A 19,620-nucleotide genomic window follows, 5' to 3' on the forward strand; every position below is an offset into this window, starting at 1 on the left:
GCCGCTCTGTTCAGACCAAGCCTTCCAGTTCCGCCAAGTCCCGAAGAGCAGCAATCTGCCAGTGGCGACACTGCGCTGGTGAGGCGCGATAGAACTGAGCCCATGCAGCCGCCTTGTGCTCGGAGTAACTGGCAACGTCTTGCTCGGGGTGGGTGAGTCCCCAGCCGACACGCACCGCATGTCCGATCACTACATCGAGAGCAATGTCATCGTCGAAGCGCACGTTTGGATTGGTGGCGGTAAAGGCCATCAGTGACAACAGGCATTCGCTGCAGAGTTGTCGGTATTCCGGTGCGCTGATTCTTCCGAGTAGATGCTCGATTTGAACAGCAAAATTTCGCTCGCCAGGTGTTTTCTCCAGTAGCAGTGCACTGGTGAGTCGATTGCGCCGTTCAAGCTTGTCGCCGATGACCAGGCCGCGGCAGTGTTGCAGCAGTGACCAGATTCCTGCATGGAAGTCTTTGGGTACGCGCTGCAGTGATCCGAGTCGGATTCGATGCTGGAGCCAGTCTCCACCACTGGGTTGCTCTTCCATGGGGGCTGGTACGGCCCATTGCACCTTTCCGCTGAGATGAAGCTGTTCGTTGCGTTTTAACGATGCTCGGGCATGCTCAAGGTCGCTGAGCACGGCCCGTAGGCGTAGCCCGATGGCGTGGGGAGGCTCGCTGCAGAGAGCCTCGAAGCCTTCGTCTTGGCTGCAGTGTCGTTCAGCGGCCAGTTCGGAGGTCAGCAGCAACAGCATTTGTCCCAGTTGCAGGGTGAGGGTGCCGCTCAGCAGCTGGGGCTGGCGTCTGGCCAGGCCATCCAGTGCCAGTAAAAGTTCCTGTTGCAGGCTGCTTTCGCGGGCATCACTGCCACAGGTACGGCGAATGAGCCCCGCAATTGTTCCACTGCCGACTGGACGACTGAGGCTCGAGTCGGCGGTGTAGTTGCGCCCCACCACAACAGTTTTCTGGCGGGCAAGCAGATCGATTAGTGCGTCTTCTAGCTGGGGGTGCACCAGACCGAGCACGCCTGCGCAGCGTCTCACAACATTCCAGTCTTGTTGCTGCAGACCGCGGCGATAGATCTCCTCCACCAGGGCAAGCAGTGTGACGCTGCTGCCCTGTGGTCCCTGTAGCTGGGCCCCATCGCCGAGACGAATGTTCAGCTGTTCAAGCACTTCGGCTTGCTCGCGCAGGGAGGCACTGCTCCAGAGGCGTTCGCATAGTTCGGCTGGAGAGATGTCATCGAGTTCTTGCTCCTGCGCGGCGGTGAGATCGCCCAGATCGGTGGAGTCCTGCAACAAGCGAGTCGGGTCAGTGCTCTGGTCATGGTCTGCAGGGTCAGCCCAGGTACCGCGCCGCTGCTCCGATAGATCGACCCATTGGCCCTGACTGGCCAGCTCGTCAAGGTGTGCATAGTGCACGGCGATGCCATCGATTTCTCCAGTGCAAAGCCGTTCTGCGAGGGCCAGCACAGTCTCCGGTGCTCTGGAGAACACCGTTTCCGAGATTGGGATCACCAGCAGAGGAGCCCCTGCGCCACGCCAGTGACGCTGCAGGAGGTGGAGTTCGTTCAACACGGTTTCCACCAGATGATTCGGGTCATCCGTGAGATAGAACGTGTCCTCCTCCAGTACGGAGGGGGGGAAGACCATCTGGCTTTGCCCTTGTCGATAGAAACGGGCGGTCACCGCTGATTCCGTTCGTACCGGTGGATGGCCACTGAGACCGAGCTCTTGATTGGCACCGACTGGGCGCAGCCGTTGTTTGAGGGCTGCCGATGGCTGCACCGTCACCTCGCCTGAGTTCGTGTCAGACACCGGAAAGCCTCGATCTCTGAGGACGTTGGCCTGGTTGGAGTTGCTGGCCACTAGTGTCACCAACACCCGATCTGCGCCAAGCGCAGCCGGCAGCCTCCGCCCGCAGGGGTCCAGGTCCTCGGGCAGTAGCAGACCTGCCAACAACATCTCCCCTAGCCAGGCGAGGCTTTGGGTCCACAACAGCGGCACGTTGGCGTTGGCCTGTCGCTGTTGACTTCCAGGTTGTCGACGTTCAGCGCTGAGAGCGTCCTTTGGCACCACATAGAGCTCTGGATAAAGCCGCTCGCCGTTGTGCTCGACGGCCAGCGGTTGGAGCCGCTCCTGCCATTGCTTGGCCTCATCCCAGCGTTCTTCACAGCAGGCGGTGATGAGTTCGTAGGCCAGGAACAGGGGCCATTCCGATTCGATTCCCTCAAAGGTGGCTAGTTCCTCTCGCTCGTAATGGAGACGGCTGATGTCTTCCACCACGGTCTGGTGACCATCACGGCGGAACCGTTTGTAGCCATAGGGTCCGCCGAGATCACGGCGGATTCGGTCGCAGGTGCGGGCCACTAGCTGCCGGTCTTCGATCGCCCAGGCGGGGTAGCCCACCACAGAGAGGCAAGCACTATCAGATTCTTTGCTTGCTGACTCACGAGGGAGCAGCCCTTGCAGGGCGCGGCGCAGACGCACCAATGAACCCTGGGGGATCTGCACAACCACGCTGCCGTCACCGTTTGTTCCGAACAGATCGAGGGCCTCCAGGGCCTCCAGGGCCGCTTTGGCCATTCCGATCGAGCTGGCATTGCGTTCGGGTAAGCCGTGATTGCCTTTGTCGCCGCGCTCCCAAATGCCGTAGTCGGGAATGCGGTAAGCCCTGGCCACGTAATACACCAGGTTTTGGATGAAGTCCGCTTCATGGCGGCTACGCACCACCGTCAGCCCGCTCCGGGTGAGTTGCGCCAGTTGGAGCAGAAACAGCGATGTGGCATCCAGTTGCAGGTGTCCCCAGCCGTTATCAGGTACCACCGTGTCACCGGTGGCTGTGTCGTATTTGGCGTGAAGGGCGTCAAGCGGATGGAGGCTTTTTTTGAAACGCTCGACTTTGTGGGCCTGGCGCATCATTGCGTTGAGCAGGCCCCGCATCAGTGCCAGAACCCGTTGCTCCAGCTCCCAGGAGCGGGCTGTGGCAACCCCCTCTAAGCGCCGATGGGCGAGGGCCAGGCCCCAGACGCACTGGATGGAATACACACAGTCGCGGACCCAAGCATCGCCATAGTTGCCATGGACGGTGTGTGCGGTGCTGGCGGGAAGCAGGCCGGTGATTGGATGCTGGCGGCTCAGAACCACCCGCTCAATTGATTGGTCCAGGCTGTGGAGCAGCTGCCTTCGCTGCTCTTCTTGATTGAGATCGAAGGGGGTGGGTTGCGTCCGAACCATGACCTCCTGGCCGACCGGACCTAAATTCTCCTCTCTTGGCTCGACCTGGATGGGCACTGTCAATCTCGATCCTTCTGATCAACGCCGTTGCCATGTGCTGGGGATTGGGGTGGATGCCTGTGCAGACGTGCTTAGGGCTGCCATTGGTCTGCATACTCGCGGAGGTGGTCAGATCGTGACCCTGAATGCAGAGATGACGATGTTGGCCAGGGCCAATGCCTCTCTGGGCGCAGCGATTGCTGATGCTGAGCTGGTGATTCCGGATGGCGCTGGCGTGGTCTGGGCTCTGGCCCGCCAGGGTGTCAAGGTGCGCCGCAGTCCCGGCATTGAGCTGGCTCGTGCCCTGCTCAGTTATGCCCAGACTCATGGCTGGAGAGTGGCGCTGATCGGTGCGACTCCTGAGGTGATGGACCGACTGCGTGATTGCCTGGTCCGGGAACTGCCGGAGCTGCAGGTTGTGATCGCAGAGCATGGCTACCAATCCGCTGACGATTGGCCAAAACTGGAAGCCAATCTCAGGGCTCAGACTCCGGACCTCGTGCTGCTTGCCCTCGGCGTACCGCGCCAAGAAACGTGGTCACAGCGTGTGCGACAAGGGCAGCCTGGATTGTGGATGGGTGTAGGAGGCAGTTTCGATGTCTGGGCCGGAGTCAAGCAGAGGGCACCACAATGGATGAGCCGCTTCCAAGTGGAATGGCTTTATCGCTTGGTGCAGGAACCGAGTCGCTGGCGACGGATGTTGTCCCTGCCTGCCTTTGCACTTGCAGTGTTGCGTGGTCGTTGATTGGGCTTGCCAATCAAGACTTATCGGTCTTTCCCAAATAGACAGTGACATCAACAAGGCTTCAGGGGCCTTGTCGAGGTTCTTCAAGCTTTCGCTCTGCCTTCGACTTGATTAGCGGAAGCCAACGGAGGCTTGCCAAACGAAGGCGAGAAGCAGGAACAACAGAGGAATGATCGGCAGGATGTCGACCAGCGGACCGAAGGCCTGATAAGCCTCGGGCAGTTGGGCCAGCAGATCGAGTGTGGTGGCGGCCATCCCGGCGATGTAAAACGTCGTTCAGCGGACGCTACCACGTGTGATGGGCCGGAGAGTCCGGATCCCAGGGAGCGAAATCCTCTGAAAAACAGCCTTCGCGGATGGCTTGGCCCATGGCTGTGGTGAAGCGGATCAAGTGGGTGAGGTTGTGCAAGCTCAGCAGGGTCAGTCCCAGCAGTTCTTCACTGCGGATCAGATGGTGCAGGTAGGCCCGGGTATGACTTTGACAGGCTGGGCAGCTGCAGCTTGGATCGAGGGGCGTGTGGTCATGGCGGAAGCGGGCATTACGCAAATTCCAGCGCTCCCCATTCACCAAGGCGGTGCCATGGCGACCGAGGCGTGTCGGTAGAACGCAGTCGAACAGATCAATGCCGTTTGCAACAGCGACAGCCATCTCCGGGAGTGTGCCGATCCCCATCAGATAGCGGGGACGGTCGCTGGGCAGCAGGGGGGTCACTTGGCGGACGATTCGATGCATGTCTTCAACCGGCTCCCCTACGCTCACCCCGCCAATGGCGATGCCGGGCAGGTCGAAACTGGCAATGGCACGGGCACTTTGTTCGCGCAGATGGGGGTAGCAGCCTCCTTGCACAATCCCGAACAGGGCTTGATCTGTTTTGGTGTGGGCGGCGGCACAACGCTCAAGCCAGGCATGGGTGCGGCGGCAAGCCTCCTCCACGTCGTTCTCGGTAGCTGGATAAGGGGGGCACTGGTCGAATGCCATGGCCACATCGGCCCCCAGGGCCATCTGGATCTCCATCGAGCGCTCAGGTGTGAGCAGGATGCGGCTTCCATCCCTGGGATTGCGGAAATCCACGCCGTGATCGTCGATGCGGTTGAGGTCCGCCAGGCTGAAGACTTGGAACCCTCCTGAATCAGTGAGCATTGGGCCATCCCAGCCCATAAAGCGGTGGAGGCCGCCGGCTTCGGCCACGACCTGCTCACCAGGCTGTAGATGCAGGTGATAGGTGTTGGACAGCACCATCTGTGCTCCTGTCTCAGCCAGTTGCGCGCTGGTCACCCCTTTGACGGTGCCCAAAGTGCCGACCGGCATGAACCGTGGGGTGGAGACCGGGCCATGGGGCGTTTGAAAACAACCGCAGCGCGCTTTGGTGTGGCTGCAGTGTGCGTCGATCTGAAAGCGGAACACGGGCCAATCCGGGGCCATGCCTGACCCTACGGTGAGCGGCATCTCTTGCTGCGGCGTTCGCCGCTCCTGTCGATGCCGAGCGCTCCTGGCTGGTTGCGCGACCTTTCCGGTGCCTGGGTCTTCTATTCGGTGTTGCCCGGTTGGCCTGGTGTGGCGCCTGGATTTGAGCGCATCGCCCGCTTTGCCCCTTGGATTGGCCTCGTGATTGCAGCCCTGCAGGTGGCTGTATGGCTGCTTCTGCAAGCTCTGGGCTGGCCTGTGGCGGCTTCCGTGTTGCTCGTAATCAGCGTGGGGGTTTGGATCACCGGCGGTTTGCACGTGGATGGGGTGATGGATAGTGCCGATGGTTTGGCTGCCGGTCCGTCACGATGCTTGGAGGCGATGGACGACAGTCGGGTCGGTGCCAGCGGCGTCCAGGCGTTTGCCTTGGTGTTGATCCTGCAGGTTGCTGCGTTGTGGTCTCTTGCTGATCGCCTGCCGGCATGGATCCCTGTGGTGTTGCTTAGTGCTGGCTTCTGGGGGAGATGCTCACCGCTATGGGCCCTGCATCGGTTTCGCTACCTGCGGCCGGATGGAACGGCGGGCTTTCATCGGGCCAGGGCCCGTGGCCTGAGGGAGTGGGTGCCTGCCCTGATCGTGGCGTCCATCACCCTTGCGCTCACGTTTGCTTTGGCTCAGCCGTTCTGGTTTCTGATCGCTTTGACGATGGCGGTGGGTGTGGTGATCAGTGGGGTTGTGGCTGAATGTCTCGGCCGCAGGCTTGGTGGCCATACCGGAGACAGCTACGGAGCATCGGTTGTGTGGACCGAGAGCTTCACCTTGGTTGCTCTTGCTGTGCTTCTCCCTCTGCTGGATGGCGCGGCAGGGTGAGCACAAAGGCATTGCCTTTCGCTGGTAATTGGGGATCGACTGTGGCTGGGCTTTCGGCCAGCAAAAGGTTCCCGCCCCGTTCCTCCGCGAGTTGGCGTGCCAGGGCCAGACCGAGTCCGCTGCCGCTGCGGTCCTTACTGCGGCTGCCTCGGACGCCCCGGCTAAAAATCGCTTGCCGTTCATGCTCAGGGATCGGGTCTCCCTCGTCCCAAAGGCAGAGACCCTTCTCAAGAATTTTGAGCCCGAGTGATGCTCCGGATGGGCTGTAACGGAATGCATTGTCCATCAGGTTGGCCAGGATCTCGGCCACGACTGCATCGGCAGCCGGTCTGGGTTCTTGCATCCATGCCGGCCACTTCATCGGTCCATGCCAGTCACGCCCCTGCAATGCGGCCGTGGCGGCGGCGCGTTCCGCCAGGGGCGCCACCAGCGTCTGAAGGCTGATTGCGGGGTGGTCGGGGAGCACTGGAGGCAGTAGCAGTGGAGTGCTGCCGCTGCTGGCAAGGCGTATATCGGGGTTGCCAATCCGGTCGAGGGCGGAGATGTAGCGATCCAATTGCCCTTGTTCCTGCAGCAGGTTTTCGACCAGCGCCCTGTGGTGACTGTCGGGATCAAGCCGTCGCAGCAGCAGTTGGGCGTAGGTGCGGAGAGCGGCAAGCGGATTGCGAAGCTGATGCACCATCAGATTCAGTTGCTGTCGCTGTTGCTCGAGCTGCTCCATCAGACGGCTGCGCTCGACGTCCAGGCTCAGGCACTGGGCCATGGCGCTGGCACTGGCCTGGAGGCGTTGATCCAGATCGGTTGTCCAGGCCTGGTCGTTAATGGTTTCGGCCCGAAGGGCCCCGAGCAGAAGATTGCCGTTGCGCAGGGGGTACCAGCGCCGTTCAGGGCTGGGCATGCGCAGGCTGGGATCGGCTTCGGCTGGTGGTAAGGATGTGGGGCTTGTGGGCCATTGCTGCACCATCTCCAAGCTGGCGCTCTCCCCCTCCTGCCCTTGGGCTGCATACAGAACCAAATGGGACAGCGCATGCACAGCAGCGAAGCTCTCGAGCTGTTGCTGCGCCAGTTGCAGGAAGCGTTCCGACAGTGGCATGACATCGATCGTGCCCCTTGATACAGACGATCTGAAGGTCTGCTTAGCCCAGGGACTTGAAAAATTGGGAAAAAGTCTTAAGATCTGATGATCGACAGACACCGCAACGCCCTAAGGCGTGTGCGAAACGTCATCGGGCCCAGTTTTTGGTTGCACATTCCTTGCGACCAAGGCTACAGCAGAGTTTGACCACTAACCATCTCTGTCTGCGTCGACTCCGGTTGACTGAATCGTGATGCGTGCTCTGGTGCGGCGCTGAGTTCCCTCAGTTCCCCCTAGCCGCTTCTGCTGCTGACGTTTGGACAGTTCTGTCCCTCCCTGCTCTTTCTCTTGCCCTCGCTCTGGGGGTCATCGTCTTATGTCCAAGAAGCGCAAGCGCATTAGTCGCCGCCGCCTGGCAGGTCAGCGGGTTCTGGCCCATGTCGCCACCTTTCATCTTGAGACGGGCGAGCACAAGCCGGTGACGGCAGCCCGACGCTATATCGCTGAAAGCTGCATCAGCGCGCCTGCACTGCTGCGTGTGCGCCGCAACGAGCACACCACGGATCATTTCTTCTGGGGTGAAAAGGGCTTGTTCAGCGCCCAGTACGCCGAAGAGAACCACTTCCTCTTCCCCTCACTGCGTTCCATCGTCGACAAGGTTGGCGAAGAGGTGATGTTCGAAGGTCTAGAACTGGCCTCCGATGACTGGGAAGAAATGGAAGAGTACGAGTACGCCTTCGTTTAGGCCCGCTCGGTTACTGCTTCAGCGGTCATCAAGCGTCGACACCTGGAGTCCCAAGCCAGGTGTCGATCGTCTTGCAGATGGTTGGAAAGACGCTGTCGGGGATGGTATGCCCCCCGTTGAAGGTCTCGAGCTTCAGCTCAGCCTGGCTCTCGGCCAGGCGTCTTGAGAGCTCATCAGCCGCAGAGCTCGGTACTACCTCGTCCTGAAGGCCGTGGATGAGCAGCACAGGGGGGCGCTGCATTGGTGGGTTCCAATTGGGATGGGCATAGCCACTGCAAGCAATTAATCCGGCCAAGGGGAGACTGGAGCCGGTTGCTAGGGCCATGGCGGCTCCTTGGGAAAACCCAAGCACCACTGTTGCTTGAAGGGGGAGGCCATCGTTGGCCAGCTCGAGCAGCCTGGCCTTGAGGTGCTCCTGTGCTGCGGGCACAGCCTCCCATTCTGCAGGGAAAAGGCCATACCACTGGCGACCCATGCCCTGGGGATGGAGCTCAGGGGCGGGGAGGGCCACCAGCTCAAGAGCTGTTCTTGTCTGCTGCGCCAGGGCTTCCCCGAGCAGGAGCAGGTCATCGGCATCTGCTCCCCAGCCGTGGAGAAGCACCAGTCGTGCTTGTGCGTCAGCTCTCGGCTGGTGCCGGAGAGCGGTGGCGGTGGCCGAGGGCATGAGGGGTGCTGGAGCGTTGCTGCGTAGGTTGGCTCAGGCCTGATTTTGCCCCGATTCCATGGCTCCGTTCGCCCTGCTGAGCGTCTCTGACAAAACCGGTCTGGTGCCCTTGGCTGAGGCGTTGCACCATCAGCATGGCTTTCAGCTGCTCTCTAGCGGTGGCACTGCAAAGGTGCTTCAGGACGCGGGGTTGCCTGTGACCAAGGTGGCGGACTACACCAGTGCGCCTGAAATCCTGGGCGGACGAGTTAAGACCCTGCATCCACGTGTGCATGGCGGCATCCTTGCCAAGCGCGATGATGCCGCCCATCGCCAGGATCTTGAGCAGCAACAGATCCCTCTGATCGATCTGGTGGTGGTCAACCTCTACCCCTTCAGGGAGACGGTTGCCCGCCCGGATGTGACCTGGGATCAGGCGATCGAGAACATCGACATCGGCGGACCGACCATGGTGCGGGCTGCGGCCAAGAACCATGCCGATGTGGCAGTGCTGACCAGCCCCGATCAGTACGAGCGTGTGCTGGACGCTCTTCAGAGCTCAGGGGGGGGTGTGCCCGCTCCAATGCGCCGACAGTTGGCGCTCGAAGCTTTTCAGCACACGGCTGCTTACGACACGGCGATCAGTGTCTGGATGGCTGGGCAGATGGATGTTGAGTCGGCTCCATGGCTTGATGCCGTGCCTCTGCGCCAGACGTTGCGTTATGGCGAAAACCCCCATCAGAAGGCTCGTTGGTACAGCCAGCCCAACCAGGGTTGGGGTGGCGCGCTCCAATTGCAGGGCAAGGAGCTGAGCACGAATAACCTGCTCGACCTTGAGGCGTCACTGGCGACCGTGCGCGAATTCGGCTTTGGTGTCGATGGTCGTCATCCTGCCCAGCAGCCAGCAGCGGTCGTTGTGAAGCACACCAATCCCTGCGGTGTTGCCGTGGGCGATGGGGTAGCCCATGCCCTCAAACGCGCTCTCGATGCAGACAGGGTCAGTGCTTTCGGTGGCATTGTTGCCATCAATGGGGAGGTGGATGCGGCGGCGGCTCGTGAGCTCACCAGTCTCTTCTTGGAGTGTGTTGTGGCCCCAGGCTTTACTGCGGAGGCTCGCGAGGTGCTGTCCACCAAGGCCAATTTGCGCTTGTTGGAGCTCTCGTCCGCCGCGATCGATGCCGCCGGTCATGATCACTTACGCAGCATCCTTGGTGGCGTGCTTGTCCAGGATCTCGACGATCAGCCGATTGATCCCGCCACTTGGACAGTGCCAACTCAGCGCCAGCCCACAGAGCAGGAAAAAGCTGACCTCCAATTCGCCTGGCAGCTGGTCCGTCATGTGCGTTCCAACGCGATTGTGGTGGCGCGTGGGGGGCAAAGCCTTGGTGTCGGTGCCGGCCAGATGAATCGGGTTGGTTCAGCCCGATTGGCCCTTGAGGCTGCAGGGGAGCAAGCCAACAATGCGGTGCTCGCCAGCGACGGGTTCTTCCCGTTTGATGACACCGTGCGTCTCGCTGCCAGCCATGGCATCTCCGCGGTGATTCATCCCGGCGGCAGCATGCGCGATGCCGACTCGATTAAGGCTTGCGATGAACTGGGGCTGGCGATGATGCTCACCGGTCGGCGGCATTTTCTTCACTGAATCAGGTTTCAGCTCGACCGTGTTGGTCAGCGACGGGTTGGGTGCAGTTCTAAATTCCTTCCACGCAACTGCTTCTCTCGATGCTGGCCACTCTTCCTTTCAGCCTCAACTTCGTCCATCCACTTCTGATGGGGCTGCTTCTTGCCATGGGTGGCTATGCCATGTTTCTTGGCATCAAGACCAAGAAGGTACGCACTGGCACTGCTGAGCAGCGAAAGGCTCTGCTCCCCGGCAAGTTTGCCCAGCGTCACTATTTCTGGGGCAGCATGCTGCTGGCGTTGATGGTGTTTGGAAGCCTTGGAGGCATGGCCGTCACCTACCTCAACAACGGCAAACTGTTTGTTGGCCCTCATCTCTTGGTGGGCCTGGCGATGACGGGAATGATTGCTGGAGCTGCCTCACTGTCACCCCTGATGCAACGTGGCAATGTGATTGCCCGCAAGGTCCATGTTGGTCTCAATATGGGCATGCTCACGCTCTTCCTCTGGCAGGTCGTGAGTGGGCTGCAAATCGTGAACAAGATCTGGACGAACAGCTGACCTTGGCAGAGGGCCTTGGCAACTTTGGGCGGCGTTTAAAACGCCGCCCTTTTGCGTGGTGGACAGACCAGATGATGGGTGGCGTGGAAGTCCTCCTGCACTTTCCAAGTCAGCCGTCGGGAGATCTGGCGCACGATCTGGCGGAGAAGATGATCACCGCTCGATTGCACCAGACCGTCTGGAAGCAATGTGATCACTTTGGGGAGCTTGATCCAGACAGACAGATCAAGATCCCAGCTCACATTCGTTGAGATCTCTGAAGCTGCCGCAGGTTGTTCAGCTGTGCTGATTGCGGTGTCTTCAAGTCGCAATGAGGCCTGAAAGTCAACGTCGTAGAGGGCATTGAGGCCATCGCCGCTACCGGGAACAGGCACCGTGGCGATGGCATAGGTTCCCTGCTGCTGGGGAAGAAGTCGAAGGCCGATGGTCGGCTCCACTTCGAAGCCAAAATTGCCGAAGCGGCCGAGCCGTAGGGCGTAGGCCTGTGGATCAAGCACCTCGACCTCCATCGGCTTGGCACAACGCCTAAACCAGCCCTCATGACGATCCAGGTACGAACTGACCTGGGCCATAGGGGCGCGCATCTCCATCTGATCGGAGAAATGACTGCTGTAGCAGCGGACCTGTGGGTCCTTGCTATGGCGCAGGGTGTTAGCTGGATGTCTCGTCAAGAGCAGCACGGATCGCGGTCCCTTTCCGGGGAGGGTCCCCGCGTGTCAACCAATGTAAAGGTGCCCAGGGTCAGCTTTCGCTCAGTGCGATCAGTCGCTGAATCACATGTTCTACAACGCGATCTGGTGTCGAGGCGCCAGAGGTAATGCCTACGGTCACAGGGCCGGAGGGAAGGAAGTTGTCTTCCCTTCTGAGCTCTTCTTCCTGGTCGAGGGGCTTGTGCTCGATGCTGTTGTCGGCTCCGATCCGTTCCGGGGTGTCGATATGGAAGGAGCGGATGCCGCGGCTGATGGCAATCTCCTGGAGGTGAGTGGTATTGGAGGAGTTGTAACCACCGATCACCACCATCAGGTCGAGGGGTTCATCCACCAGCGAGAACATGGCGTCCTGGCGTTCCTGGGTGGCATCGCAGATGGTGTTGAAGGCCAGGAAGTGATCGTTGAGGTCGGCGGGTCCGTATTTGCGCAGCATCGTGCGTTCGAATAAGCGCCCGATTTCCTCGGTTTCACTTTTGAGCATTGTTGTCTGGTTCGCCACGCCCAGTCGTTCAAGGTCGCGATCGGGATCGAATCCCTGGGAACAGGCGTTGGCGAATTTGGCAATAAAAGCCTCGCGGTCGCCGTTGCCAAGGATGTAGTCGGCCACCATCTGCGCTTCCTTGAGGTCGAGCACGACCAGATAGGTGCCGGCAAAGGAGCTGGTGGCAAGGGTTTCCTCATGCTTCACCTTGCCGTGAATGATCGAGGTGCAGGTGTGCTTCTTGTGCTTCTCCACCGTGTTCCACACCTTCGAGACCCAGGGGCAAGTGGTGTCAACGATGTGGCACCCTCGCTCGTTGAGCAGTTGCATCTCCTGCACTGTGGCCCCGAAAGCGGGAAGGATCACCACATCGCCGCAGTCAACACCGGAGAAGTCCTTCACGCCTTGGTCGACTGCGATGAACTCCACGTTCATCTCACGGAGGTGGTCGTTCACAGATGGGTTGTGAATGATCTCGTTGGTGATCCAGATCCGCTCATGGGGATAGTGCTTGCGGGTCTCGTAGGCCATCGCAACGGCCCGTTCCACGCCCCAGCAGAAGCCGAAGGCTTCTGCTAAACGAACCTTCAGGCGTCCATGGCTGAGGCGATAGTCGTTATCACGGATCGAGCCGATCAGGCTGCTCTGATAAGCCTGCTCCAGGCTGCCGGCGACCTCGTCGGCGCGTCCGAAGCCTCGGCGGTTGTAGCGGTCGGAATGGTGCAGAGAACGCTTGAAGGCGTGGGTATCCATATCCGGCAAAGCAGTGGCATGACTCTATGGGCAGCTCCGGCTGTCTGACGTGACAGGGGTCGTTGTTGCGGATGGTTTGGCCATCTCTGCCCAATAAAAAGGTCCGACCTGATGGCCGGACCTGGTTTGTTGCGTTCAGCCAAGAGTGGCTGTCTAGTTGTTGGTGGTGGCGAAGTCTGGATAGGCCTCCATGCCGTGCTCACCGATGTCAAGGCCTTCGGTTTCTTCGGCTTCAGTAACGCGGATGCCACCGAATAGGGCACCGATCACTGACCAGGCGATCCAGCAGGTCACTAGGGCCCAAAGTGCGTAGGCACCGGCGCCAAGGGCTTGGATTCCAAGCTGGTCGATGCCTCCGCCGTTGAACAGTCCGAGCGCATCGCCACTCTCCTGGATGTCGTAGCCCCAGAGACCAATGACGAGAGTTCCCCAAACACCACAGACACCGTGGACGGAGAAGGCTCCGACCGGGTCATCGATTCCGGCGGAATCGAGCGCGGCCACTGCGAAGACAACAATGATGCCTCCGATTAAACCGGCAAACCAGGAGCCAACCCAGGTGAGGTTGGCGCAACCTGCGGTGATGCTGACGAGACCAGCCAAGATGCCGTTGATGATCATCGTCAGGTCTGGCTTACCCGAAGTAAGTGTGGAGACAAGCGTGGCGCCGATGGCACCGCCTGCCGCCGCGAGGGTGGTGGTGACTGCCACATAGGGCACCCATTCATCCATGCCGAGTTGGGAGCCTGGATTGAATCCATACCAGCCGATCCAAAGGATCAGAGCTCCAAGAGTGGCAATGGCCATGTTGTGGCCTGGGATGGCCTGGGGACGGCCACTCACAAATTTGCCAATGCGAGGGCCGAGGAGCATGGCTCCAACCAGCCCTGCCCAGGCTCCAACTGAGTGAACGATTGAAGATCCTGCGAAATCGATGAAGGGTCGAATCACGGCTCCATCAGCATCTCTCGCCCCAATCTCGTTCAGCCAACCACTGTTCCATTCCCAGGAACCAGAGATGGGGTAGATCACACCCGTCAGCACAATTGCGAAGACCACGAATTCACCGAACTTGACGCGTTCAGCCACGAGTCCGGAAACAATCGTTGCGGCAGTACCAGCAAAAGCAGCCTGGAAGAGGAAGTCGATGGATGGCACCAACTGCACACAATCCTTGGCTGGATCAGGGTTTGCGGCACATGCCAAGGCATCAGCTGCACTCCAGTCAAAGAAGAATCCTTTGAAGGAAAGCCAACCGCTAACGATTGAATCTCCATACATCAGGGAATAACCGACAACCCAATAAGCGGTGACGGCCAGTGCGAAAACAAACAGATTTTTCGCAAGGATGTTGACAGCGTTTTTCTGACGGCACATGCCGGCCTCGACCATGGCGAAGCCCGCATTCATGAAGATCACAAGCACTGCTGCGATCAGCAGCCAAAGGTTGTCAGCGAGGAACTTCGCTGCTTGTGCACCTGTGAGGTCACTAAAGCCGACGCTTTCGGCTCGGACGGAAAGATTGAAAATGCCTAGCCCGAGTAGGGCGAGGGGAACGGTTGCCAGCCAGAGGCGGGAGCGATCGGAGCTAAAGCCGCGGATGCTGCGTAGGAGGAGCATGGGGCCATCCAGGAGGCTGGCCTCCTGGAGACGTGTCTTGCTCCGCCTCGATGGCGGCTGCAGAGCAGTTGTCATAAATGAAAAGCAGGGCTGCAAAGCCGGTGGTGATGGCCCACCGCTACATCAAAAATGCTCGCTAAAGAACTTTTTTCAAGTGTCTTTGGCTACCGAATTTGCAAAAGGTGCATATTGTTACACTCGCTACAGCGATTGGTTTTGACTGGGCTGCTGCCGTTGCACGGGTCTCAAGCCCAGCCAGCTCACCTGATCGCTTTCAAAACGGAAGCAGCAGGGCAGCACCTCGACGCCGGCATCAAGGGCTTCACGAAAGAGTTCGCCGTATCGTGGATCTGCGCGATCGCCTGGAGCAAAGCAGGTTAGATCCGGCCTGCTTAAACAGGGCACCAGAACAGCCCGTGCGCTGGGCAGTACGTCGATTAGCTCTTGCAGATGCTTCTGCCCCCGTTCGGTGATGGTGTCCGGGAAGAGTGCCAGGGAACCTTCGCACCAGGTGGTGTTTTTCACCTCCAAGTAAATCGGGCGTTGATCAACGGCCTGTTCCGCCGGCTGGAGCAGTAGGTCGATGCGGCTTTTCTTGTTCTTGCCATAGGGCACTTCGGCTCGGATGGAGCCGATCTCGCCAAGCTGCGCATCGAGGCAGCCGGCTTCGATCGCTGAGCGGATCAGTCGATTGGGGAGTGCAGTATTGATGCCAACCCAGCACTCTTTTCCGTCCGCTCCAGGCACTTCTGCTTGCTCCCAGGTCCAGGCCAGTTTTCGGGTAGGGGATGGGGCATGGCGCAGTCGCACCCTTTGGCCTGGCAGGAGCACGCCAGTCATGGGTCCGGTGTTGGCGCAATGGGCTGTGACCTCTGTGCCGTCATCCAGGCGAACATCAGCCAGGAAACGTTTGTAGCGCTTGAGCAGTACCCCTTCGTGTAAGGCCTCGAATTGAAGGAGGGGTAAGTCAGCCATGGGTGTGAGCTGAAGAGTCCGGGGATGGTGGCCATGGTGGCCCCTGGCCTGTGCCGCTCAGCCCCAGGCGGCCGAGAATACCGCCCGACTCTTCACTGCCTGCGGTCCCTCCATGGCGAGATCCCTCAAGCGCATCGCTCTGGTGGTGACCTACGGCACCTTGCTCAGCAAGGTGGGCGGCCTCGTCCGACAACTAGTGATTGCCGCTGCTTTCGGCGTTGGGGCTGCGTATGACGCCTACAACTACGCCTACGTGCTGCCGGGATTTCTGCTCATCCTGCTCGGCGGCATCAATGGGCCCTTCCACAGTGCGATGGTGAGCGTTCTGAGTCGTCGCCCTCGGCAGGAGGGTGCCCATATCCTCGCCACGCTCAACACGATGGTGAGTGCTGTGTTGTTGGTGGTGACCCTCGCACTGGTGCTTGCGGCCGACCCGCTGATCACCCTGGTAGGGCCGGGACTGCCTCCAGAGCTGCACCACAACGCCGTCCTTCAGCTGCAAGTGATGGCGCCGATGGCTCTGCTTGCCGGTTTGATCGGTCTCGGCTTTGGATCCCTCAATGCCGCCGATGAGTTCTGGATCCCGGCTATTTCACCATTGATGTCAAGCCTGGCATTGATTCTCGGCGTTGGTTTGCTCTGGTGGCAGCTCGGCGACTCGATTGCATTGCCCGAGTTCGCGATCCGGGGTGGAGTGGTGTTGGCCCTCGCCACCCTCGTTGGCGCCTTTTCCCAGTGGCTACTCCAGCTCCCGGCGTTGATCAAGCATGGGTTGGCTCGCCTCCATTTCGTCTGGGACTGGCGCCATCCAGGGGTGCGTGAGGTCTTGCAGGTGATGGGACCTGCCACCCTCTCCTCGGGCATGTTGCAGATCAATGTGTTCACTGATCTGTTTTTCGCCTCTGGAATTCTCGGTGCGGCGGCTGGTCTGGGCTACGCCAATCTGCTGGTGCAGACCCCATTGGGTTTGATCTCCAATGCTCTGCTGGTGCCGCTCCTACCCACCTTCGCCAGGTTGACGGCCGCAGAGGATCGCCCTGCTCTGGTGGCACGCATCCGTCAGGGACTGATGCTTTCGACGGCCAGCATGCTTCCTCTGGGCGCGTTGTTTGTGGCTCTCGGGGGCCCAATCGTGGCGCTGGTTTACGAACGTGGTGCTTTCGATGCCCAGGCCGTGCAGTTGGTCACCGGACTGCTGATGGCGTATGGCGTCGGCATGCCGGCTTATCTCGGTCGGGATGTGCTCGTGCGTGTTTTTTACGCGTTGGGCGATGGCACCACTCCCTTCCGTCTCTCCATGGCGGGGATCGGCATGAATGTTCTGTTCGACTGGGTTCTCGTGGGTGGCCCCACTCCTTGGGGCCCTCAGCTTCCGTTCAATCTCGGTGCTCCGGGTCTGGTGCTTGCGACGGTGGCGATCAATCTGATCACCTGCATCGCATTGCTGTTGGCGTTGCAGTCGCGACTTCAGGTTTTGCCCCTTCGGGACTGGGCCATGGATGGGATGTCCCTGTTGGTGTCTGCTGGGCTTTCAGGTGCAGCAGCATGGGCACTGAGTGCTCTGATTGCCTGGCCCCACGATTTGGTGGGGCGTTTGTTGCAGGTGGGCTTGTCGACGGCGGCGAGTTGTCTGGTCTTCTTCGCTCTGGGTCGTGCCTTTGATGTGCCGGAAGTGGCCCAAATCACAAGCGCCTTTACGCGCCGGTTTAGTCGTCGCTGAGAATGACGTTGCGGTCTTCCCTCACTTGGATGGGCAGCTCTAGTTGCTGGCGACCCACCACTTGAGGACCTTGCACGGACAAGATGCGGGCCTCAATCCCGAATTCTTTGAAAGCGTTTTCGAGCTCCTGAATTAACGCTTTCTCAACCTGAGCCTCGGAATCAACAACTTTGCCGATCAGGCGCTCTCCGAGCTTGCCGATGCGTTGGCGCATCACCTCGCGGGCATTGGTGACCTCGATGATCAGCACGGGAACGTCCGGGTTGGCAGCAACCTTATCGGCAGTACTCCTCCAAGATCTCTTCGAGATCATGAAGCTGTACAGCAGGAATCAGACGGGCCAGTGGGAGTTTGGTGCTGCCTCCACCCATGGGAACCTGCAGGGCTTCGAGCGCTTGGCGGGCAGCAATTCCGGCTCCTTGATCCAGCCGGGCGCTGCATTCGATCGCTAGAGCCTCCGCTAGGCCAGCATCGCCGAGATAGAGATGCCATCCGGCGACTTGCAGGTAAAGACGATCGCTGAGCGCTGTGGTCAGATCGCGTAGGGCAGCAGCGTCGAGGCTCATGGCTGATCGCGTTGTTGAGGATTCGTGGAGGTGGTGCTCACTGGTTCAGTTCGGCGGGGTCGTTGGGCAATCACGGTGATCAGTTGCACCATCAACAGCGTGAACCAGAGCTCTGTGAACCAAGCAAGATGCTCCCAAGGGTGCCGCATGCCCTGCACGAACCAGAGCCCGCTATTGATGGCGGCAAAGACGCCAGCGTGCAGGGTGAGATTCACAATCCGGCTGAAGTGCCGGTAAATCGGATCCTCCGGATTGGCCGGGCCGTACCAGCGGATAGGCATGGAGCAGCGCCTGTGCAATGCATTGATTGTGGCGCTCGCTTCGAGCACGTGGGAGCTCCGCTGATGCGACAGGGCCGCAGACATGGTTGACGTCGGGTGCCTCGATGAGCTCAGATAGTCGGGCCCAAGCGCTTGTAGCTCAGCGGATTAGAGCATCTGACTACGGATCAGAGGGTCGGGAGTTCGAATCTCTCCAGGCGCGCTTGAAAGCTGTCCGCAAGGGCAGTTTTTTTTTGCAATCAATGCGTTGGAAGTCATTTCCTACGATTCATCAACAGCAGGCCTCCTCCGATGTCAGACAGCGCTTCCGCTCCGATCAATGCCGCTCTGGTGGATGCCGATCCCGCGATCGCTGCCCTGATTGATCAGGAGCAGAACCGTCAGGAAACGCACCTGGAGCTGATCGCCTCCGAGAACTTTGCCTCTCGTGCCGTGATGCAGGCCCAGGGCTCGGTTCTCACTAACAAATATGCCGAAGGCCTTCCCCACAAGCGTTACTACGGCGGCTGTGAGCACGTGGATGCCATCGAGGAGCTGGCGATCGAGCGGGCCAAGCAGCTCTTCGGTGCCGCCTGGGCCAACGTTCAGCCTCATAGCGGTGCCCAGGCCAACTTCGCCGTCTTTCTGGCGCTGCTGAAGCCTGGCGACACGATCATGGGTATGGACCTCAGCCATGGCGGGCACCTCACCCACGGATCGCCCGTGAACGTGAGCGGTAAGTGGTTCAACGTGGTGCAGTACGGAGTTGATCAAGCAACCCAGCGCCTGGACATGGAGCGGGTCCGGCAACTTGCGCTTGAGCACAAACCGAAGCTGATCGTTTGCGGCTATTCCGCCTACCCACGCACGATCGATTTCCCTGCCTTCCGAGCCATCGCCGATGAAGTGGGTGCCTTCTTACTGGCTGATATGGCCCACATCGCCGGGCTCGTGGCTGCAGGAGTGCATCCCAGTCCTTTGCCTCACTGTGATGTGGTGACAACCACCACCCACAAAACCTTGCGGGGGCCTCGCGGTGGCTTGATCCTCTGTCGCGATGCTGACTTTGCCAAGCGTTTCGACAAGGCCGTCTTCCCTGGGACCCAGGGTGGTCCGCTTGAGCACGTGATCGCGGCCAAGGCTGTGGCTTTTGGCGAGGCCTTACAGGCCGACTTCAAGGTCTACAGCCGTCAGGTCGTGGCGAATGCCCAGGCTCTCGCTGAGCGCATTCAGGCTCGCGGCATCGATGTGGTCAGCGATGGCACCGATAACCATCTTGTGCTGCTTGATCTGCGCAGCATTGGTATGACGGGCAAGGTGGCCGATCTGCTGGTGAGTGATGTGAATATCACCGCCAACAAGAACACCGTGCCGTTTGATCCTGAGTCTCCCTTCGTCACCAGTGGTCTGCGTCTCGGAACCGCAGCCCTCACCACCCGAGGATTTGATGCTGAAGCCTTCGCTGAGGTGGCTGATGTGATTGCAGACCGTCTGCTCAACCCCGAAGACGATGCTGTGCAAAATCGTTGCCGTGAGCGGGTCCTCGACCTTTGCAGGCGCTTCCCGCTGTATCTCAATCCTTCGCCTGTGCCGGCGCTTGCCTGACTGT

The 19,620-nt window shown here is 59.9% G+C and carries 19 protein-coding genes and 1 tRNA gene; 8 read left to right on the forward strand and 12 right to left on the reverse strand.

The genetic code is table 11. From position 1 onward, the window contains the following. Window positions 1–10: 10 nt before the first annotated feature. Window positions 11–3,223, reverse strand: coding sequence for a glycoside hydrolase family 15 protein (locus DXY10_RS02380; protein WP_115016014.1), 3,213 nt, complete (start codon window positions 3,221–3,223; stop codon window positions 11–13). A 49-nt stretch (window positions 3,224–3,272) separates the two neighbouring features. Here DXY10_RS02380 and DXY10_RS02385 point away from each other — a divergent pair, with 49 nt between their 5' ends. Beyond that, a complete protein-coding gene (locus DXY10_RS02385) occupies window positions 3,273–4,007 on the forward strand; it encodes a WecB/TagA/CpsF family glycosyltransferase (protein ID WP_115015750.1) in 735 nt (244 codons plus the stop codon). Between the two features lie 111 nt (window positions 4,008–4,118). Here the strand turns inward: DXY10_RS02385 and DXY10_RS02390 are convergent, their stop codons facing one another. Both DXY10_RS02390 and tgt read right to left on the reverse strand, forming a co-directional pair. Continuing rightward, window positions 4,119–4,262, reverse strand: a complete 144-nt coding sequence (locus DXY10_RS02390) for a photosystem II reaction center protein K (RefSeq protein ID WP_115015753.1) — start codon at window positions 4,260–4,262, stop codon at window positions 4,119–4,121. A gap of 31 nt (window positions 4,263–4,293) precedes the next feature. After that, on the reverse strand, window positions 4,294–5,412 hold the full coding sequence (gene tgt, locus DXY10_RS02395; RefSeq protein ID WP_115016016.1) for a tRNA guanosine(34) transglycosylase Tgt: 1,119 nt from the start codon (window positions 5,410–5,412) through the stop codon (window positions 4,294–4,296). 72 nt (window positions 5,413–5,484) lie between these two features. On the opposite strand from tgt, the gene cobS reads away from it, so the two are divergent. Further along, window positions 5,485–6,282, forward strand: coding sequence for an adenosylcobinamide-GDP ribazoletransferase (cobS, locus tag DXY10_RS02400; RefSeq protein ID WP_115015755.1), 798 nt, complete (start codon window positions 5,485–5,487; stop codon window positions 6,280–6,282). Here the strand turns inward: cobS and DXY10_RS02405 are convergent. Continuing rightward, window positions 6,227–7,375, reverse strand: coding sequence for a sensor histidine kinase KdpD (locus DXY10_RS02405; RefSeq protein ID WP_115015757.1), 1,149 nt, complete (start codon window positions 7,373–7,375; stop codon window positions 6,227–6,229). The two genes, cobS and DXY10_RS02405, sit on opposite strands and share 56 nt — an antisense overlap. A gap of 358 nt (window positions 7,376–7,733) precedes the next feature. Between DXY10_RS02405 and DXY10_RS02410 the strand changes: the two genes are divergently transcribed. Beyond that, window positions 7,734–8,102: a DUF3155 domain-containing protein gene (locus tag DXY10_RS02410; RefSeq protein WP_115015760.1), complete on the forward strand. Its 369-nt coding sequence runs from the start codon at window positions 7,734–7,736 to the stop codon at window positions 8,100–8,102. Between the two features lie 28 nt (window positions 8,103–8,130). Here DXY10_RS02410 and DXY10_RS02415 read toward each other — a convergent pair whose 3' ends face one another. Then, window positions 8,131–8,766, reverse strand: coding sequence for an alpha/beta hydrolase (locus tag DXY10_RS02415; RefSeq protein ID WP_115015762.1), 636 nt, complete (start codon window positions 8,764–8,766; stop codon window positions 8,131–8,133). A gap of 58 nt (window positions 8,767–8,824) precedes the next feature. Here DXY10_RS02415 and purH point away from each other — a divergent pair, with 58 nt between their 5' ends. Together purH and DXY10_RS02425 are read left to right on the forward strand one after the other, a co-directional pair. After that, a complete protein-coding gene (purH, locus tag DXY10_RS02420; protein ID WP_115015764.1) occupies window positions 8,825–10,387 on the forward strand; it encodes a bifunctional phosphoribosylaminoimidazolecarboxamide formyltransferase/IMP cyclohydrolase in 1,563 nt (520 codons plus the stop codon). Window positions 10,388–10,467: 80 nt separating this feature from the next. Then, window positions 10,468–10,926: a DUF4079 domain-containing protein gene (locus tag DXY10_RS02425; RefSeq protein ID WP_115015766.1), complete on the forward strand. Its 459-nt coding sequence runs from the start codon at window positions 10,468–10,470 to the stop codon at window positions 10,924–10,926. A gap of 35 nt (window positions 10,927–10,961) precedes the next feature. On the opposite strand, the gene DXY10_RS02430 is transcribed toward DXY10_RS02425, so the two are convergent. The 4 genes from DXY10_RS02430 to sfsA all read right to left on the reverse strand — a co-directional run bounded on the left by DXY10_RS02430 (window position 10,962) and on the right by sfsA (window position 15,465). Continuing rightward, window positions 10,962–11,606, reverse strand: coding sequence for a DUF1997 domain-containing protein (locus DXY10_RS02430; protein WP_115015769.1), 645 nt, complete (start codon window positions 11,604–11,606; stop codon window positions 10,962–10,964). Window positions 11,607–11,667: 61 nt separating this feature from the next. Further along, a complete protein-coding gene (locus DXY10_RS02435) occupies window positions 11,668–12,870 on the reverse strand; it encodes a 4-hydroxy-3-methylbut-2-enyl diphosphate reductase (protein ID WP_115015770.1) in 1,203 nt (400 codons plus the stop codon). Between the two features lie 153 nt (window positions 12,871–13,023). Beyond that, entirely contained in the window at window positions 13,024–14,565 is a 1,542-nt protein-coding gene (locus DXY10_RS02440) for an ammonium transporter (protein ID WP_115015773.1), read from the reverse strand. A 126-nt stretch (window positions 14,566–14,691) separates the two neighbouring features. After that, window positions 14,692–15,465, reverse strand: coding sequence for a DNA/RNA nuclease SfsA (sfsA, locus tag DXY10_RS02445; protein WP_115015776.1), 774 nt, complete (start codon window positions 15,463–15,465; stop codon window positions 14,692–14,694). A 112-nt stretch (window positions 15,466–15,577) separates the two neighbouring features. Between sfsA and murJ the strand changes: the two genes are divergently transcribed. Beyond that, window positions 15,578–17,185: a murein biosynthesis integral membrane protein MurJ gene (gene murJ / locus DXY10_RS02450; RefSeq protein WP_115015778.1), complete on the forward strand. Its 1,608-nt coding sequence runs from the start codon at window positions 15,578–15,580 to the stop codon at window positions 17,183–17,185. On the opposite strand, the gene DXY10_RS02455 is transcribed toward murJ, so the two are convergent. The 3 genes from DXY10_RS02455 to DXY10_RS02465 are packed head-to-tail and all read right to left on the reverse strand — an operon-like array spanning window position 17,172 to window position 18,032. After that, a complete protein-coding gene (locus DXY10_RS02455; protein ID WP_115015781.1) occupies window positions 17,172–17,435 on the reverse strand; it encodes a cytochrome-c oxidase in 264 nt (87 codons plus the stop codon). The genes murJ and DXY10_RS02455 overlap by 14 nt on opposite strands. A gap of 25 nt (window positions 17,436–17,460) precedes the next feature. Continuing rightward, window positions 17,461–17,751 carry a DUF3181 family protein gene (locus DXY10_RS02460; protein WP_115015783.1) on the reverse strand — a complete coding sequence of 97 codons (291 nt, stop codon included), beginning with the start codon at window positions 17,749–17,751 and terminating at the stop codon, window positions 17,461–17,463. After that, complete coding sequence (locus DXY10_RS02465; RefSeq protein WP_115016019.1) at window positions 17,748–18,032, reverse strand: hypothetical protein; 285 nt, start codon at window positions 18,030–18,032, stop codon at window positions 17,748–17,750. Before DXY10_RS02465 ends, DXY10_RS02460 begins: the two co-directional genes overlap by 4 nt. A 128-nt stretch (window positions 18,033–18,160) precedes the next feature. Between DXY10_RS02465 and DXY10_RS02470 the strand changes: the two genes are divergently transcribed. Together DXY10_RS02470 and glyA are read left to right on the forward strand one after the other, a co-directional pair. Then, window positions 18,161–18,234: transfer RNA gene (locus DXY10_RS02470), tRNA-Arg, on the forward strand. Between the two features lie 89 nt (window positions 18,235–18,323). Continuing rightward, a complete protein-coding gene (glyA, locus tag DXY10_RS02475; protein ID WP_115015786.1) occupies window positions 18,324–19,616 on the forward strand; it encodes a serine hydroxymethyltransferase in 1,293 nt (430 codons plus the stop codon). Window positions 19,617–19,620: the final 4 nt, after the last annotated feature.

It is taken from the genome of Synechococcus sp. UW140 (genome assembly GCF_900474295.1).
Classification (GTDB): Bacteria; Cyanobacteriota; Cyanobacteriia; order PCC-6307; family Cyanobiaceae; genus Synechococcus_C.